This window comes from Bremerella sp. P1, from assembly GCF_028748185.1.
Taxonomy (GTDB): domain Bacteria; phylum Planctomycetota; class Planctomycetia; order Pirellulales; family Pirellulaceae; genus Bremerella.
The window spans coordinates 4494747-4512979 of the sequence record NZ_CP118164.1 but is presented as its reverse complement, the minus strand read 5'-3'; the positions used below and the strand labels follow the sequence as shown (position 1 = coordinate 4512979).

The window sequence follows — 18233 nt, the reverse complement described above, 5'->3', positions numbered from 1 at the left end:
ACACCTCCGCTGGACGATGAAAGCTGTTGACTTCAATAGCTGCCTGGTCCGATCAGTCCCAGCTCGACCGCAAAACGCACGAACTCGGCACGCGTACGTAGCCCGAGTTTCACACCAATCCGGCCGCGATAAGTTTCCACCGTCTTTATGCTCAGGTCCAGATCGTCAGCTATCTCTTGATTCGTATGCCCTTTGGCAAGGCTCAGAAAGACTTCTTTCTCCCGAGAACTGAGACTCCCCAGTGGGCCATCCTTTTCTTTGCCGGACCAGTCTTTCTCTGCGGTTAATAGACTGCCTACCTGATTGGCATCTAAATCGAGATCGACGAACACCTTTCCCGTCGCAACGGCTCGAATCGCGGCCACAACTTCGGTGTCCGCTGCCGCCTTGACGACGTAGCCACTTGCTCCACTGGCCAAAGCAGCTCGGACCAGGGTCAGGTCGTCGTGCATGGAGAGAACCAGGATGCGTGTTTCCGGTATCGCTTTGCGAAGTTTCTCAATTAACGGCAGCGTACTTCCGCCTGGCATCGTGAGATCGAGCACGAGCACATCCGGCCGGAGCTGCTTTACCGCGTCCAGCAGTTCATCGGCATCCGAGACCTCTCCCACGACTTCGAGGTCATCATGCGTTTGGAGAAGCAATTTGAGCCCCGCACGAAAGACAGCATGGTCGTCGGCAATCATGAGACGGATATTGTTCTTGTCGTTCATGAGCGGATCGGGATCCTCGCGCGAATGATGGTGCCACCCTGGGGACGTTCCAACACGTTAAATTCACCGGCAAGCAGCGTGGTCCGTTGGATCATCCCAGATACGCCCAAGCCTTGACGGGACCTTGCGTCCTTGTCGAATCCACGACCGTCGTCCTCGATCTCGACAACGACTTCGCTTCGTCGTTGAGCTACCCGAATGAAAACAAGCTTGGCTCCCGAATGCCGAGCAACGTTCGTCAGCCCTTCCTGCACGATTCGATAGATGGTTGTTTGCAGAGGATTGGACAGCTTGTCCCAATCGTTGATTTCGATCGCCAGTTCAATGTCGATATCGTGGATCTGCTCGGCATCCTCAGCCATACGCTCCAGTGCACCTTGCAAACCAAGATGATCCAACGCGGCAGGTCGCAGCCCATTGGCGATCCGTCGTACTTCATGGACCGCGCCGTTGACAACTTCTCGCAGGTTATCGATTCGTTGCCGGTAACTAGAAGGATCTGGCTGATCGCCCAAAGCTCTCAAGCCCATCATCACCGATGTGAGCGATTGCCCCACCTCATCATGCAAATCAAAAGCGATCCGTCGCCTCTCCTCGTCTTGCAACGCAGCGAACTGCTCTAACAGGTTCGCTCGCATATTCGCAAGTTCCTGTAACGGCCGAATGATCGCAAACCACAAGAAGGGAATTAGGATCATTGTCAGCAAAGTGGAGTCTACAGCCGCCTCTTTCCAGGACGTCTGGCTCTCGACCAGGACAAATGGGAGTACGAACATAATCGTAAACTCCGCCACGAAGACAACCAGTAGAATCGCAAATGAGACTCGGACAGGTCGGCTGAGAAGAATCGCTTCGAGTGGAGAATTGTTCATGCTTTCTAGCGTTTCTGAGATTGCCGCAGAGCAACGGCGGCTTTCCAATCGCTGTCGGGGTAACCAGGAATAAGCCTTCGACATTCTTGAAAGCATATCATATCAGCCAAACTCTTCCCCTCAGGTATCTGTGGGCATATTCATCGTATTTCTCTGGGCCACTTTCCGCTTGTCAGGAAAACCCTGACAAGCTGCTCAAGATAAGGGTTTTTCCCGAATTGATACGAGAGCGGGTTCTTACGGACAATGAAGCGTTGTCATTTTAGAGAAGGCAAGAAGTCCCTAACCCGCCTAAGTGTTTCGCATGTCCGACCAAACACCGCAGACCACTCCATCAGGTCTTCTCGCAATCATTTCTAAAGTCGTCCCCCCGATCCTTGTGTTTGGGACACTGGGCGCGGCATGGTTGGCAGTACACCACATGGGTACGGCCCCTGAAGACCACGAGCCGGAAACCCACTCCGAAGCGGAAGCGACCCCTGCGAACAACATCTTGAAACTGCCCCCCGGCAAGGTCAACTCGGCAGAGCTGATCACGCATGCCGCGACGAAGCGTTCCATTCAACACTCGCATTCCGTTCCTGGCCGGACCACCTATGACGAAACGCGTCATGTCGAAGTCCGCACGCCCATCGATGGCGTTCTCGAACAAGTGCTCGTTCAACCAGGCGACCGTGTCGTGGCCGGGCAGTTGTTGGCAACCATCACCAGTCCGGAAATTGGAAGTGCCCGTTCGGAGCTGCTGCGTTGCAAGTCCTACGAAGAACTGCGTGCGATCGAAGCCAATCGAGCTCAGGAAGTGGCGTCGAATGTCCGCCGCTTGGTGGAACTACTAGATGAAGAATTGGCCGCTGCTGAGATCGAAGAGAAGCTTCAAGGCCTCGAACTGGGCGAAGTACGAAAGGTAATCCAAGCCGCCCATACGCGGATGCAATTAGCCGAAGAGCTGCGGGACAACGTCAAGCCGCTCATAGGTTCAGGTGCCATGCCCGAGCGAGTCATTCGCGAACGGCAGTCCGAATTCGAGATTGCCCGTGCCGAATTCGAGGCCGCCCGAGACCAGGCCCTCTTCGATGTTGCTCAGGGTGAACGCGAAGCGACGGCCAATCTGGCAGATGCGAAACGGAAGACGCAGATTGCCCAGCAGTCGCTGCAAAGCTTGATCGGCAACGTAAAGTCCGCCGACACGGAGAATGACGCGTCCATGCTATCCACTCTGCAAATTCGCGCCCCAATGGCAGGGACGATCGAGTCGCGGAGATTTGCTGCCAGCGAACGCGTTTATCGCGCGGATTCACTCTATGTCCTCGCCGACACCTCTTCTCTCTATGTTTCAGCGGAAGTCCGAGAAAAAGACTGGCCTGCTGTTGGCATCCAGGAAGGCACCGAAATCGGAGTGATCGTCCCAGCGGCCGAGAACGAACGACTATCAGCCCGGGTACAGTACGTCGGAAGAGAAGTCGACCCAGATACCAACTCCATTCCGGTGGTAGCGTCGTTGGACAACCCGACTGGCCTGCTGCGTCCCGGCATGTTTGTCCGCGTCATCCTACCGATCGGGCAACCACAGACGTCGCTGGTTGTCCGTCCGGAGTCGATCCTGCGACACGATGACGAGGAATATGTATTCGTCCAGGTTGGTGATTACGAATTCCAAAGGGTGCCCATTCTGACCGGGCTTCAGACCGAGAATTGGATCGAGGTCAAGCAAGGCCTTGAACCTGGCCAACAAGTGGTGGAGCAGGGAGCATTTCTACTCAAATCCGAATGGCTTCTGGAGGGCGAGTCCGAATAGCTCCTGCTGATCGCTGCGTTGTCGACCAAGTCCCCATATTGAATGCCCTCCTATGCTGACTCACGTAATTGAATTCTCGCTTAAGAATCGCGGCCTAGTCATCATCCTGACTTTGTTGATGGCAGGGGCCGGACTCTATTCGGCCGTCAAACTCCCGATTGATGCTGTTCCGGACATGACCAACGTCCAGGTTCAGGTCGTCACCGACGCGGGCTCTCTTTCGCCAGTTGAAGTGGAACGTTACGTCACCTACCCGGTCGAGAACACGATGGGTGGCCTACCTAATGTCGAGGAACTACGCAGCGTTTCGAAGTTTGGCATCTCGGTTGTCACCATTGTCTTTGAGGAAGGCACCGACGTTTACTGGGCTCGTAACTTGGTCGCGCAGCGTCTCACCGAAGCCGCTGACAACATCCCCGAGGGCTACGGGACGCCTTCGCTGGGGCCGCTGACGACGGCACTTGGTGAAATTCTGCAATTCGAGGTTCGTAGTGACCGTCATTCCCCTATGGCTTTACGAACGATGCTCGAATGGGACATCGCACCGAGACTGCGAGAAGTCGCTGGGGTGACCGAAATTAATACGCATGGCGGCTATTACAAAACCTACGAGGTACAGCCGGATCCAGATCGCATGACCAGCTACGGGATCACGCTGCAAACACTTTTCGATCGCGTGAAGAACAACAACTCCACCTCCGGTGGTGGCTATGTCGTGCACTACGGGGAACAACGCTTCGTCCGCGGCATGTCGCTATTGGGCAGCCAGCAAGATATCGAGCAGATCGTCTTGCGACGCGAAAAAGACGGGACCCCGATTCTAGTTTCCGACGTTGCCACGGTCGCGATAGAACCAATGACTCGCCAAGGAGCTGTCACACGGGACGGACGTGGCGAAGCGGTTACCGGGCTCGTGATGATGCTTATCGGTGAGAACTCAAGGGAAGTCGTTGAGGCCTCAAAGGAGCGACTGCGGGAAATTGAGGCAACGCTGCCCGAAGGCGTATGGCTGGAAGTCACGTACGATCGTGCTGCGTTGATCGGAAGAACGTTGAAAACCGTTTTGACGAATCTGACCGAAGGTGGTTTGCTCGTCATCGTAGTACTTCTGTTCATGCTGGGAAGCCTTCGAGCTGGGATTGTGGTTGCCTTGGCCATTCCCCTTTCGATGATGTTTGCCACCAATGTCATGGCGATGACCGGCGTCACGGCAAGTCTTATGAGCCTGGGTGCGATCGACTTTGGGCTGATTGTCGATAGCTCGGTGATCATGATCGAGAATTGCATCCACCGACTATCCCATGGAAGCAATGGCAAGTCACACCTCCAGACAATTCGCGACGCGGCCATCGAAGTTCGCAAGCCGACGATGTTTGGTGAATTGATCATCTCGGTCGTGTTTGTCCCCATCTTGCTGTTGCAGGGAACGGAAGGAAAGCTATTCCGCCCGATGGCTTTAACCGTGCTGTTTGCCTTGGCAGGTTCGCTGGTTCTATCTCTCACCTTCATGCCGGCGATGGCCTCGCTGATGCTCCCACGCAAGATGGACGAGAAGGACGTCTTCCTGGTCCGTTGGATCAAGTACATCTACGAACCGATCGTTGTGCGCGCCATCCGATACTCAGGATTTACCGTCAGCATCGCTATCGCCGTCTTTCTGGCGAGTATTCCCGTAGCGATGAATCTTGGGGCCGAGTTTATGCCGCGGCTGAATGAAGGGGATTTGCTCGTCGAGGCAGTGCGTCTTCCCAGCGCGACCCTCGAAGGGTCGATTTCCATGTCAACTCAAATCGAGTCGATCCTCTGTGAGTTCCCAGAAGTCAAGACCGTGTTCTCGAAGACAGGGCGTCCCGAAATTGCGAACGACGTGATGGGTGTCCATCAAACGGACGTCTGGGTTTTGTTAAAACCCCCGCACGATTGGCCTGAGGAGAAAACTCGTGATGAGTTGATCGAAGAGATGTCACAGGTCTTAAACGACAATGTGCCAGGTGTCGCTTTCGGCTTCACACAGCCCATCGAGATGCGAGTGGACGAACTGGTGGCCGGTGTGAAAGCAGACGTTGCCGTTCTACTGTACGGTGATGACCTGAATGTCCTGGCGCAAAAAGGCAAAGAGATTGAAGCGGTTCTCAGGGACGTCCCGGGAGCGGTCGACGTGAAGGCCGATTACCAGGCCAACCTGTCGACGATCTCGATTCAGACGCAGCCAGAGCAGCTTGCTCGGTATGGGGTCGATGCTCAAACGGTGTTGGATGTCGTGTCCGCCATGGGTGGCATGCCGGTCGGACAGATCTTCGAAGGCCGAGCCCGGTACCCGATCCTCGTTCGCATACCGGCCGAGTGGCGAGAAAACCTCTCGCTTCTGGAGCAACTTCCCGTGGCGGAAGCAGGAGGAAGTCCTATCCCGCTGAAGGAACTCGCGGAAATTCGTCTTGAGGAAACTCCTCCGAGCATCGAACATGAAGCAAATCGCCGCCGCACGTTTGTCTCGGCAAACGTGCGAGGTCGCGACGTCGCTTCCTTTGTTAACGAAGCTCAACAAACCGTCGAGAGCGAAATCGCACTCCCGGCCGGCTATGAAATCGTTTGGGGTGGCGATTTTCAAAACCTGCAGTCGGCTAGTCGGCGTCTAGCTCTTATCCTCCCCATCGTGCTGTTGATCATCCTGCTCTTGCTTCACACGAGCCTCGGCTCACTGAGACTCGCCCTGCTGATCTTCCTAGCCGTGCCCATGGCGGCATCAGGTGGGATCTTCGCCCTCTCGCTACGAGAAATGCCATTCAGTATTTCGGCTGGCGTCGGTTTCATTGCCTTGTTCGGTGTTGCCGTACTCAATGGCCTGGTTTGGGTAAGTGCAGCCGAGCATCAAAGAAAGGCCGGCATGCCGCTCGACCAAATTAGTCATGCTACGGCCCTGGCTCGCCTGCGTCCCGTGCTGATGACGGCACTGGTCGCAAGCCTGGGCTTCCTACCGATGGCCATGTCGACAAGCGACGGAGCTGAAATGCAGCGCCCCTTGGCAACGGTGGTGATCGGTGGTCTGATTACCTCGACGCTACTCACGTCGTTAGTCGTACCGTGCATTTACCCGTGGCTCGCCAAAGGACTACCGGTAATGGAAGATGACGACGAATTGACGGACACAGCTTTCGATGCAGCTTAAGAATCAAGTGCTTCGGCTTTGGTTACATGACTTGCTCGCTCAACGTTTCGTTTCACCGTTCTTTGATCGAGCTTGATGATCTTAGCGGTCGCCGCATAGCTTCCCGTTTTCTGATAGATTTCCAAACAATAGGCAGCGAGTATGTCGCTCGCCGGCACTTGCTGCCTTACCAGTTTGTTGACGAGAGACTCCGCTTCGGTCGACTTCGTCCGAAGCGGCCGATAGCTCTTGCGAATCATGACGTTCCAAACGCATTGCTCCAACTCGCGGAAGTTGCCTGGCCAGGGGTAGTCTTGCCCCAGATTGCTATCGACCCATGCGGCCGTGTCGCAGGCAATTTCATGGGCGGCATCTCGATTAGAGAGTTGCTTCATCGCAAAACGTTCCCCGAAAAACAGGAGCTGGCCCGGATCGCTTTGTAGCTGTCGTGCAAGAGAAGGAGTCGTGATGACATCCGAGCAGATTCGGTAGTATAAATCCTCGCGAAAGGTTCCCTCTTGAATTTCTTTTGCCAGATCGCGATTGGAAGCCACAATCAGCTTTCCATGGAACGAGTGAATCTTCGTTTCTCCGATTCGCTGAAACTCCCGGCTTTGGAGCACGCGTAGCAGTTTGACTTGAATCGCCGGCGATAACTCTCCGATCTCGTCGAGGAATACCGAGTGACCAGGGCGGCACTTGTAGAACCAGCCATGCCTGGCCGACGAAGCTCCTGTAAATGCTCCCTTGGCATGCCCAAACAACTCCGACTCGACAAGTGTCGGTGACAATGCCGAGATGTTAACCGGATGAAAGGAACCGCCAAACGGTTCTCGAAATGCTTGTGCCTTTGGATCAAACGAAATATAGCGAGACATACCGATGGCTCTCGCTACTAGTTCCTTCCCGGAGCCGGATGGGCCGGAGACCAAAGTCGTCACGTTCTCCATTCGGTCATACAGCAAGAGGCCGAATCGACGGAAGTCATGCGTAAAGATCGATTCCCAGATCTGTGCCCGGAGTGTTTGAATTTCGGGTGAGCGTCCCCAGATAAACTCATGAATGTGATGAAACGCACGCCGAATCATAAAGAGGCAGGCAAACGTGTGGGGGCACGAATAAGAAGACTCTCGCTTGACGTGCGACGGGTTCCAACACTTCGTCCAATGACGTTCGAATTCTCGATAGTAACCAACGGCAAGGTCGTCTGGCTTACTCAAAGAGTGCTGGATCGTTGCCTGAAATCTTTCTCGAAAGCGATAGTACGACACGAACAGGACCAGGTCCTGATAAAGACGAAACTCTTCATCGCTCGCGGCGACCTCAATTCCCTGTTGGCATGTTTGATCAAGAACCGATTCGGCTGTGAAGACCACGCGACTCATCAACGAATCGAATTCCCGATTCTCCTGATCGAACGGTAACGCATCTGCAAGCTTGGACGCCTTTTCAACAAGATCCTTCGCATGACGCATCCGAAAAGGGTTCGCAAACCCAATCTCTGAGACAGCCTCAACGAACCTCCGCACTTGGGTTGTCCAGCGAACCATATATCCACTCGCAAGAGATGAGTGATCTGACATCGATGACATTTAGTGTAATCTCGAATAGCACACGATGTAATTCCTGAAACTAACATGAACGGACACTCACTGGGCTACCGCATCACACACATGGACGTAAGTCACTTAACAAAAGCACTTTACAGCACATTGCCCGCATCTCGGCACGTGACTTGCTTTTATCAGTCGACGAATCACAAACGACCTCTTCCTTCTGGAGTTCAGTCGAATGCCCTTCCTACAAACCCATGCGTTTGGCGAGTTGATCCAAATCCCCATTCGTTCTCTCCTGCCCGTAGTCGCGATTCTCGTCATTGCCGGAACTTGGGTCTGGGGACCATGGGGAACGCTGATCGTCGCTTACCTGAGTTGGGATCTCGCGCGAAGGATTGCCTAGAAATGCTCACCCAAACCAAAGACACCCATACTGACCCAACCCTGAACAGCCCTCGTGCTGGTCATTTCGGCATCCTTTCCCACCTCACCGATATTCATAGCATCGTGTTCCATATGCTGGTGCTTGTCGCGTACGGCATCTCGTTTTGGATTTATCAACATCCAGGCTCCTTTGGTATCACAAGTCCTCTTTCCAAGATCGCCTTCGTCCTGGGCGCAGCGATCATGTTGGGCTGGGTTTCCGGAGTCGACGTTGGAGTCAACTTTCACAATCACTGTCATCGGCCCATGTTTCGCCATCGATGGTTGAATCGTTGGTTTGGTCGTCTGTGGACAATCACAGGGGCCTGGCCGTCCTACTTTTGGACCTACGCTCACCTCACCATTCATCACAAGCATCTGCTGGAGAGCGATGATTGGACATTGCCGCGAAGCGACAAGAACGGCAATTGGGAAAACTTCTACGCCTACTGCCTTTTGCATTGGCCTTGGAGATATGTGGTTCACTTTGCCGAGGAGTTTCATCCAAATCGTTGCAAATGGACAATCACCCGGCGGGCACTAGGCGAACTTCTGATCTTCCTGGTGATTTGGACTGCCCCCTTTTGGCTCGACGTGCAGATGGCGTTACTTTTGTGGGTTTTTCCTCAATGGCTCGCCAATGTTGCCGTCATGGGGCCTGGCATGTACGTCCAACATGCTGGGCGTGACAAGCCTTCCGCTGAACATCGCTACCGTCATTCCACCACGTTTGTCTCGCGATTTTTCAACCTGATCATGTTCAACATTGGCTACCACGCCGAGCATCACACCTATCCCTCTATTCATTGGAGCGAGCTCCCAAATCTACACGATCAGATCCGAGACGACTTGATCGAAGAACAAGCTCACGTCGTTCCCTTCGGATACTACCGTGCTGGATATCTTGTCTCTCGGCAATCGGAGGAGTTTGACAAGCAACACCCTCAATATGTGAGCACGAAGCCGAACTACTCTTCTACCTCAGAGGAAAGACCATGACGCGATCCAACAACTTTCCACCAGGCCCATCAGGACATTGGCTGCAAGGCAATCTTCCCGAATATCGCCGCGGGAGACTTCAGTTCCTGGAAAGAATTCGGGCTGAATATGGCACGATCGCCTCTTACCGCCTCGGCTCGATCCCGGTCGTGTTGGTTTGCGAGCCCCAGCACTTACGGGAGATCTTGGTGACCAACAACAAATCGTACGGACGTTCTATTTCTACGAGAATGCTCTCGGAGTTTTTCGGCAATGGACTTCTGATTAGCGAAGGAGAACGCTGGCTTCGTGACCGAAGAATCATTCAGCCAACCTTTGCCAAAGAGCATATCGAGCAATTTGCCGACTGCATGGTGCGAAGAACATCCGATTGCATCGAACTCTGGAATCAAGGAGATCGCCGAGATGCTCTTCTTGACATGCAGTCGCTGACCATGTCGATCGCAGCGGAAACTTTACTGGGAGTCAAGCTGCATGAGGAAGTCGCGGCGATCCATGATCCTCACGAAATCATTCGTGGGCATTTCGACTATCGAATGGAACACCTATGGGTCACACCTAGATGGATTCCAACTCGTCACAATCGGAAAGTCAATGCGGCGTATCATGCGATCCGGAAGATCGTGGATGACCTGATCGCGAAACGAAAGAACGAACATCAGAGTGGTACGGATATTCTCTCGCGATTGATTCAGATCCAACGCTCTCAAGCACACGCAATGACCGATCAGCAGCTAAGAGATCAGGTTCTGACGTTCCTGTTTGCTGGCCACGAAACGACGGCAAGCCTCCTCGGATGGGTTTGGTGGTTACTTGGCAAATTCCCGGACGTAGCCAATCGACTCCATGATGAAATCGATGACACCCTTCAAGGTAAACGACCAACAATTGCGGACGTACCTAAGCTGCGTTACACGGACAAGGTCATTCGAGAGACCCTGAGACTCTTCCCCTCGGCCTACGTCATGGGAAGACAGGCTCTCGAAGACACGCACCTTGGGGAATACGACATTCCGCGTGGGACGAACCTTGTGATCAGTCCCTGGCTGATGCAAAGAGATTCCCGATTCTGGGACCATCCACTCGACTTTGATCCAGATCGCTGGACAGACTCGACCCAGAAGACAATGGATCAATTCGCCTGGTTCCCCTTTGGTGCAGGACCAAGAATCTGCATTGGAAAAGCCTTCGCGATGTTAGAATCGGTTTTAATCGTTGCGACCATCGCTTCGCGATTTAATCTCGTCTTACCCTCAAATCAGGCCATTGAACCGCACGCATCGGTCACCATCCGCCCAAGCCCCGGCGTACAAGTGATATGTCACGAACGCACATCCTTCCGTAAAGAATTCTCGCCGGCCCGACTGGAGACGACCTTATGAATTCACCAAGGCGACATCCGCCACTTCACCTAATTGTTGCTGGAATTGCTGGTCTGGTCGGGATCTGTGTGGTGTTCGCCCTAGGGATGGTTTTTCAACGTCTCCTACTGGCACCGTCGACGCCAAGCCAAACAGATAATCGCATCGCGGACGAACAGACATCGCCCCAGAATGACAGCAACCACATCGGCAATCTCGACGTAGACCAATCGACAGAGAAGGAGTCTCAGGTATCGCCGTTGACTGACGCGTCACCCACCATAGCGCGCACGCCTTTGCGTTATCGCTGGCCCCTCGACGAAGAACCTGAATACACATGCTCATTGCAAGTCGAATTTCCCAACAAACAAGTGAAGGCAACGGGTAATTTCAGCTATACAGCCGAGAAAACTACTGCGGTGCAGTTAGAGAAGTACCGCTCCCGGCAAGCTCCGATTGCTGAACACATTGGCACGGGTACCGGCTTCCTTGTAACCACTGAAGGTCATCTCATCACCAATGCACATGTTGTCGAAGGCGCCGAGAAGATCGAAGTACGCGTTGGTAATCGCTTTGTTGCTGCGACGCCTGTCGATGTCGACTGGGATCATGATCTTGCCTTGCTGGCATTCGATCAACCGCCACACGCCGTACCGCTACAGTTGGCACATTCTGAGCAAGTTCAGGTTGCCGAAGACTTGAGTGTCATTGGTTTTCCACTTTCGGATGTTCTCGGCGAATCATCGGCAACGTTCACGCGGGGCATCGTATCTCGAGTTTTTCAAGAAGACACTCGCCAAATACTACAGACCGATGCGGCCATCAACCATGGAAACAGCGGGGGGCCGATTTTAAATGATCGGGGCGCCGTGATCGCAGTAGCAACCTCCAAGTTGACCGGTAGTGCCGTGTCCAACGTCGGCCTGGGGGTTTCGGTGGCGCACGTTCGTGACCTTCTCGCTGCCAACGAGTTGACATTCTCCGACACAGACGCGTCGCCAATGCCTCCCACCGAAGTTGCCAGCCACGGAATGGCGGCAACTTTTCTGCTCCGCGTCACTCCCGGGCTGCGCGGACTGGGGGCAACGGACTTCTACACCTTGCAATACGAAGCGAATATGGAAATCCCTAGGGCAATGCTTTCGGGATATGCACGTAACCTCTCGCAAATTGACCACGGTGAACTGTTAGTCGACGAGCTCGGTCGAGTCTATCGGGACAGCGATTCGATACAGCTTCCGTACCTCCTCGGTCCCATCGGTCGCCTGGTTTTGAACCCCTTCCCGTTGGGCGCCCGATCTCGTTGGGAAACCCGTCGCGCCGTACAAGTCGGTTGGGGGCTCACAACCAGGGACTTCCGCTTCGAGGCATCGAATATGGGGAAAAAGAACGCGGAAGAGCGGATTGAATATCAGATCCTGGAAGAAAACGGCAGCCAGGTGAAAATATCGCGTACCTACGGCTTGCGTTCGGAATCAGGCGGTGGGATACCTTCCATTGAGTTGGAGCTCCAAGGCGAGGGAATCTTTGATCGAAAACTGGGCCGCTGGAAATCATTTCAACAAGAAGGAACCTTTCGAAGCAACCGAGAAACTTCCGAAGTCAAGCTGCACCTCGAATTTCACGCGGCGCCCGGTCGAGTGCAAAAAACACTTCCCACGGACATGCTCACGGGCTTGTTTTCCGATAAGACGATTAAGTCACTCTCAGCCACGGACGGAACAACTCGAGCCGCAGGAGTAGACGCCCTGCAACGCGAGGTCTCGGCCCAGTTCGCGCGGAAGCAATTGAATGGCGATTCTCTTACACAGGCTATCAAGCGACACGCCATTGCAGTTCGTTTTCTGGTAGCTGCCATGGAAGATCATGACCCACGAGTCCGAGTTGCCGTCGAAAACGGCTGGCAGCAGCTATTGTCTAAACAGGCGACGACACCCGTTGCTAACGAGTCGTTCGACTTGATGACACTCGCGATTATCCGTGGAATCGAAGATGCAGGAATACAACGGACCGAACGAACGCTCGCACTCCTAAATAAATTGGGACCGCGGGCCCGTGCTGCTGTACCGCTGCTCACCGAGATTGTCGCCAATCACGAAGAGCTATCGCTGCGTGTGCAGTCGGCAAAAATGTTGTGCATGATCGGCCCGGCCGCCACCGAATCGCTGCCCACAATCCGCCATTTGATTCAAAATCGACTTGCTAGTGGAGATAACGGGTCAGCGAATGGGATCGTAGCTGAGCTACCTCGGTTCGGCCCTCCTGCGGTGGACTTGCTAATCGCGCTGGCAGCTGATCAGCAAGTCGGCAAACAAGCGTGCGATGGCTTGTCCCAGTTAGGCGGAGTAGCAACCGATGCGGTCGCACCACTGGTGAGTATGGTTGAAATTGAACACTCACCCAATCGGGTTGCCGCGCTATTTGCCCTAGCATCGATCTGTGGGTATCCCGATCCTTCGGGATTTGGAAGCTATCTCAAACAAGAGGCTGCCTTGAAACGCGCCGCCGAGAATCGCAATCATATCGCCGAGCTGAACACTGCATTAATTACGGCGATAACGGATGACGATCTCGGCATGCAAAACGCCGCCGTTCGTTGTCTCGGATTCATGGGCGACGACGCAGCGCCGCTGGCAGTTCGTATTGCCGCGGAGGCGGACCGCGTCCAACCCGATTGCGTCGGTGGGTTGTTCCCTATCTTGAAACAACTCGACGCTCAATCCGCAGACAAGTTCGCAGCAACCGTTGCACCCTCATATGCCAAGGCGCTTCCTTACCATGCGGCGATGAACGCATTAATGCACCTCGGCGAGCCCGCGATCACGCCTCAGCTACTGAGTCGCCTGAATGACGAGAATGATTTTGCCGTACATTCGACGATCGTCACGATCATCCTCCACCACCGGGCAACGCCAACAGGTGGCAAGGTATCGGTAACGCTATTGGCAAACTCAGAGCGTTCCGTCCGTGAGCATGTGCGAAACACGCTGGCCTCGGATGGTGCGCAAGGTGCGTGTTACCCCTTACTATTGGTCGGAATAAAGGCGTCGGACGCCGAGATCCGCGAGGCCTGTATCAAGACGATTCCCGTCGTTTTGGAATCGGCGACGACGCCGGACAATGATCGTTCAAGATTGTGCCAGGAAGCAACGGCCGCACTGAATTCGCTTCGCCAAGACAGCAATAGTGACGTTCGTCGAGTCGTCGAAGATACGCTCAATAGAATCGCCCAATTGCAATCTTCACCTTAAGGTGGATGCGTTCTAATTTCGTTTCAAGGATTGCTCAACAGCAAGACACGAACACGTGACTGCATCAATGCGCGGGCGGTAATCCTTACGGGCTATCAACTCGGATCACAACACGCTGGTACCGGGTTAGGGGCGGGGCGCCGGCATCGGTTACTTCGCAGATCATGTGGATCTCATCTCCTCCCCGTGCAGAACCCTCTTCGTGAATGTTCTCTGTTTGGGATTTCGCGGTATCTGATTCCGGGGAAAGGGGTTAGCGATTCCGAGTCCCTTTCGATCTACCCCTGAGCGAACCGAACCGTTTCCTGAATTGCGGAGGGTTCGGCTCGGACCCCGAAAGCAACCCTCCGCAACCGAGAACATATGCCACATCTGGACTATCTGTTACGACCGTCGATCGAATCTCGACGAAATGTTCTGGGCGAAGATTTTGAATAAGCCCAAGCATACTGCGGGGTGCAAAAAAGAATACATCTCCATTGTCACCAACGACTTCCGCATCATAGCACGATGAAGAATCTGTACCACAATTTGCTGCTCTTGATCGCCGGTTCGCCCCAGAAACAGCTGGCCGCACAGATCCAATACCTCAAGGCTGAGAACGAGGTGCTCCGGGCCAGGCTTCCCAAACGAATCGTGACAACTGTGCAAGAACGAACGCGTCTTGCAAAGCTTGGGGCAAAGCTGGGAAACGCCATCCATGAGATAGTGACGATCGTCAAACCAGCAACCTTCTTGCTCTGGCTTCGTGATGCCGAGAAGCCAACCAACGCTCAGGCCGTTCGCAAAGGACGTCCGCGAACCAAAGAACCTATCCGCGACCTAATCATCCGCATGGCACGCGAGAACGACTGGGGCTACACCCGGATCCTGGGTGAACTCAAGAAGCTCAATATTAAACCTCCCTCGCGGAACACGATCAAGAATATCTTGAAGGAGAACGGGCTCGAGCCAGGGCCGAAACGCGGTGAAGGAACCTGGGACGATTTTTTGAAGAGACATGCCGCAACGCTGTGGCAATGCGACTTCTACGCCAAGCGGGTTCTCACCGTGAAAGGCTGGCGCGATCTGTACTTGTTGATCTTCCTGCACGTTGAATCCCGTCAGGTATACAAATGCCCGTCGACGTTTCATCCGAATGAAGAGTGGGTTACCGAGCAGGCCCTAGCGTTCCTCAAGCACACCGAAGCTGAAGGTATGGTGGTTCAGACGCTCATGCGAGATCGGGATACGAAGTACCAGGCTCCGTTCGATGCCGCGTTCGAATCAGCCGGTACCGAGGTAAAGGTGGGTGCCTATCGTTCGCCGAACACCAATGCCTATGTAGAGCGTTTTATTCAGACGCTGCAGCAAGAGTGCCTGGATCACTTTGTGGTGTTTGGGAAGGAACACATGGACTATCTGGTGAGCGAATTCGTCGACTTCTATCATGAAGATCGACCGCATCAGGGGAAAGAGAACCAACTGCTGACACCGGCTGAATCACAGTCGGAAGTTGTATCGATCGGTTCGGTCACCTGTCGAGAACGGCTTGGTGGCGTGCTAAAGCACTATCATCGCCAAGCTGCGTGATTGGCTTCTCCGAAATCCTTCTCTCGTTCAACAGCAAGTCAAAAGCGGCGGACTTGTAGTGCTGCGCTCGCGATTGAAAGATCTGCCAGAAAGACGGATTCGCAGTCGATAATTCCGGTTCGCATACCTTCAACCGATGTTCAATCAACTAAGCTTCGTCGCTTTTTTGACGTATTCAAATCGACATCTGACTTTTTGCACGGGACAGGAATCTTATTTGCTATTCTCACGGTTATCTTGCGATGCATCTCCCTCACCATGCTCCCACAAAACAAAGGCGTGGTTTCTACAACCGCCGTCGTTCTAGGGAGTTCTACGAATTGTTTTCCGTTGTCTATATCAAGTTCCTATGTCGAGTGGTAGAATTAGGTAGAGGCTGAGAGATCAGAGATGTTTTCCAGCCAAAATTGCTTCTGTTGACTAGATAGCGGGCAAGTTAGATTCTCCAACAGGCCCGATGAAGAGTAAGCCGATGACGTAGGGTACCTCTGGGCAATTGTCCATATCGGTGTTTTCATGCGTTTCAAGGTAGTTAACGCATGCTGGGCGTCAACTTTTCTGGCGATGGCCTTCGCCCATTGTGTCATGAGCGACCTTTGCCGAGTCTGAAAGTAAAGAGCAAAGGTCCACGCCACTTGGTGGAACACAACTCTGTTTCCAAAGCCCAGGCCCGTGAGCTCAGAATCGAAAAGGATTCTCTTCACTGCTAGGGGGCGTAGTCGCCATGCTCTCAGAGCACAACTCACTGCAGGAAGGTGCTTCCGTCCAGCGATCAATGAAAATCGCAATCGTGCGACTGGCAAGCAATTCTCTGCCATACTTTGCAATTAAAGGTAGAACCATGACCCAAGTTTCTCAGGAACATGAAATCAGCCCCGAATGGATCGAGAGTCCTGATAGGCCCGTGGGTGTTAGTAGCAACCTGATTGGCCGTCTTCAAATGGAAGTGGATGGCGCCAATGCCCGCGTTGAGTCCATAAGAGCTTCCGCTCGAAAGGCGTTCGACGTTCAACAAGCCAAATGCGAAGACCTCCGCGATGTTGCTGGCAGATTGCAACATCTTCTTCGCCAACAACTGAATGCCTTCGTGAGCATTGAGGCATTCCAAGATTTCCAGATAAACGAAAAATGGGGCGGCCAGCAGGAAACGAGACCCTGTGAATTTAGAAGAACGGTCACCCTTACGGTTCCGAATTCGGAACGCTGCCATGCGAAGGTCGTGCTCGAATTTAACCTTGATGCAGACCAAGACTTCGACAATTTGATCTTGGATTTCAAACTGGAAGTCATTCCGGTCTATGTCAAATTCAAAGCTCATGATCGGCTGACCATTTCGGCTGATGGTTGTTCGCAACAATTGATTGCCGAGTGGATTGACAACAAGCTAGTCGAGTTTGCTCAAATCTACTTCGAGATTTACTTTTCAGAGTATTACCAAATCGATTCGCTGGTCCACGATCCTGTCATGAACAAAGAGTTTCCAAAGGCATTTGCCTACGGAACCAAGCAATTCAACGGAAAGACTTATTACTCGTTGACATCCGAGTCGTACCATGCGTTTGCGGCCCAGCCAGGGTTGTATGTCAGATGACTCGGCTAGATACGGGTTCGTTTTAGGGAAACAGAGAAATAGTTTCCGAGGCATACATTATTGTCGGATGAAGGGGAATTGTTGCATTGATGGACCTTATTCTGCGTCATCCAGCGGAAACAAACGAGAGCTGCAATGTCCAAATAAAATTCATGCCTATTTCCAATTCAAGGAATGGTGATCCCATGCTGACAACGAGTTTCAAAGATGGAGAGCCAGCTCCATTTTTGTTGAGCTATGTGGCGGAGCTAGAATTAGAAATCGATCGACTGCGTCGCCGCGACCAGTTTCTACAACACATTGCTCGCGAATACATTGAACAAACCCTTGGGCTCTGTAGCGATGTATCCGAGCCTCCAAATTTTTCAGGACGACTGACATCTATTGAGAAAGCGTGTTCCCACTTCCGTGAGATTCTTTACGATGTCACCGAGCCACCAGGTTATCACCCTGCATTTGACCAAGTGGTCGCAATCGCTATTCGTCCGCTGATTCAGCAAGTCTTTCGGTGGCAACAACGGATCAGTGGAGCCCCTAAAGCAGTCCTTCGTCTTGATCTGGATCACGAATACATCGAATGGTTCCCTGCAAGATTTCGAAATATCGTCGATAATCTTATCGTGCATGCCCTTCGGCTTCGAAATGACGAAAAAGGGGAAGTACGACTCGGCATAGAACTTACCACACTGGCCAACGCCTACGAGCTTCGGTTTACTGACAATGGCAGTGGTGCCCCGGCTTCCAAATGGTCAGGTGAAGATGAACTGTTCTACCGATCCGCTTCGACCAGGGCAGCAGGGCTCGGTGGCGGACTAGCGGTCGTCAGATATATGGTCGAACAATGCTGTGGCTCAGTTGCTGTGTCCAGCGGCGAGAGCCAAGGAACCAGCGTTGTCGTCACGCTACCACGCTATGGTTTGGATGACCACTTGGAGGCTTAATCTTGCAAGCATCT

General features: G+C 53.3%; 13 protein-coding genes. 9 read left to right on the top strand and 4 right to left on the bottom strand.

The genetic code is table 11. The features are described from left to right. Positions 1 to 32: 32 nt before the first annotated feature. Complete coding sequence (locus PSR63_RS18990; protein WP_274327255.1) at positions 33 to 713, bottom strand: response regulator; 681 nt, start codon at positions 711 to 713, stop codon at positions 33 to 35. Beyond that, entirely contained in the window at positions 710 to 1585 is an 876-nt protein-coding gene (locus PSR63_RS18985; protein WP_274327254.1) for a sensor histidine kinase, read from the bottom strand. Before PSR63_RS18985 ends, PSR63_RS18990 begins: the two co-directional genes overlap by 4 nt. Positions 1586 to 2006: 421 nt before the next feature. On the opposite strand from PSR63_RS18985, the gene PSR63_RS18980 reads away from it, so the two are divergent. Next, positions 2007 to 3380 carry an efflux RND transporter periplasmic adaptor subunit gene (locus PSR63_RS18980; protein ID WP_274327253.1) on the top strand — a complete coding sequence of 458 codons (1374 nt, stop codon included), beginning with the start codon at positions 2007 to 2009 and terminating at the stop codon, positions 3378 to 3380. 52 nt (positions 3381 to 3432) lie between these two features. Continuing rightward, positions 3433 to 6546 (top strand): efflux RND transporter permease subunit, encoded by a 3114-nt coding sequence (locus PSR63_RS18975; protein WP_274327252.1) that lies wholly within the window; start codon positions 3433 to 3435, stop codon positions 6544 to 6546. Here PSR63_RS18975 and PSR63_RS18970 read toward each other — a convergent pair. After that, entirely contained in the window at positions 6543 to 8000 is a 1458-nt protein-coding gene (locus PSR63_RS18970) for a sigma-54-dependent transcriptional regulator (RefSeq protein WP_274327251.1), read from the bottom strand. The genes PSR63_RS18975 and PSR63_RS18970 overlap by 4 nt on opposite strands. 316 nt (positions 8001 to 8316) lie before the next feature. Here PSR63_RS18970 and PSR63_RS18965 point away from each other — a divergent pair, with 316 nt between their 5' ends. The 4 genes from PSR63_RS18965 to PSR63_RS18950 are packed head-to-tail and all read left to right on the top strand — an operon-like array spanning position 8317 to position 14115. Continuing rightward, positions 8317 to 8484, top strand: a complete 168-nt coding sequence (locus PSR63_RS18965; protein ID WP_274327250.1) for a hypothetical protein — start codon at positions 8317 to 8319, stop codon at positions 8482 to 8484. A 2-nt stretch (positions 8485 to 8486) separates the two neighbouring features. Next, positions 8487 to 9503 carry a fatty acid desaturase family protein gene (locus PSR63_RS18960; RefSeq protein WP_274327249.1) on the top strand — a complete coding sequence of 339 codons (1017 nt, stop codon included), beginning with the start codon at positions 8487 to 8489 and terminating at the stop codon, positions 9501 to 9503. Next, a complete protein-coding gene (locus tag PSR63_RS18955; RefSeq protein ID WP_274327248.1) occupies positions 9500 to 10885 on the top strand; it encodes a cytochrome P450 in 1386 nt (461 codons plus the stop codon). The genes PSR63_RS18960 and PSR63_RS18955 overlap by 4 nt, the downstream gene beginning before the upstream one ends. After that, positions 10882 to 14115 (top strand): trypsin-like peptidase domain-containing protein, encoded by a 3234-nt coding sequence (locus PSR63_RS18950; RefSeq protein ID WP_274327247.1) that lies wholly within the window; start codon positions 10882 to 10884, stop codon positions 14113 to 14115. The genes PSR63_RS18955 and PSR63_RS18950 overlap by 4 nt, the downstream gene beginning before the upstream one ends. A gap of 85 nt (positions 14116 to 14200) precedes the next feature. Here the strand turns inward: PSR63_RS18950 and PSR63_RS28165 are convergent, their stop codons facing one another. Beyond that, entirely contained in the window at positions 14201 to 14323 is a 123-nt protein-coding gene (locus PSR63_RS28165; RefSeq protein ID WP_338000678.1) for a hypothetical protein, read from the bottom strand. Between the two features lie 302 nt (positions 14324 to 14625). On the opposite strand from PSR63_RS28165, the gene PSR63_RS18945 reads away from it, so the two are divergent. The 3 genes from PSR63_RS18945 to PSR63_RS18935 all read left to right on the top strand — a co-directional run bounded on the left by PSR63_RS18945 (position 14626) and on the right by PSR63_RS18935 (position 18219). Further along, positions 14626 to 15687, top strand: coding sequence for an integrase core domain-containing protein (locus PSR63_RS18945; protein WP_274327246.1), 1062 nt, complete (start codon positions 14626 to 14628; stop codon positions 15685 to 15687). Between the two features lie 790 nt (positions 15688 to 16477). Continuing rightward, positions 16478 to 17278 (top strand): hypothetical protein, encoded by an 801-nt coding sequence (locus PSR63_RS18940; protein WP_274327245.1) that lies wholly within the window; start codon positions 16478 to 16480, stop codon positions 17276 to 17278. A 185-nt stretch (positions 17279 to 17463) separates the two neighbouring features. After that, positions 17464 to 18219 (top strand): sensor histidine kinase, encoded by a 756-nt coding sequence (locus tag PSR63_RS18935; protein WP_274327244.1) that lies wholly within the window; start codon positions 17464 to 17466, stop codon positions 18217 to 18219. Positions 18220 to 18233 lie beyond the last annotated feature (14 nt).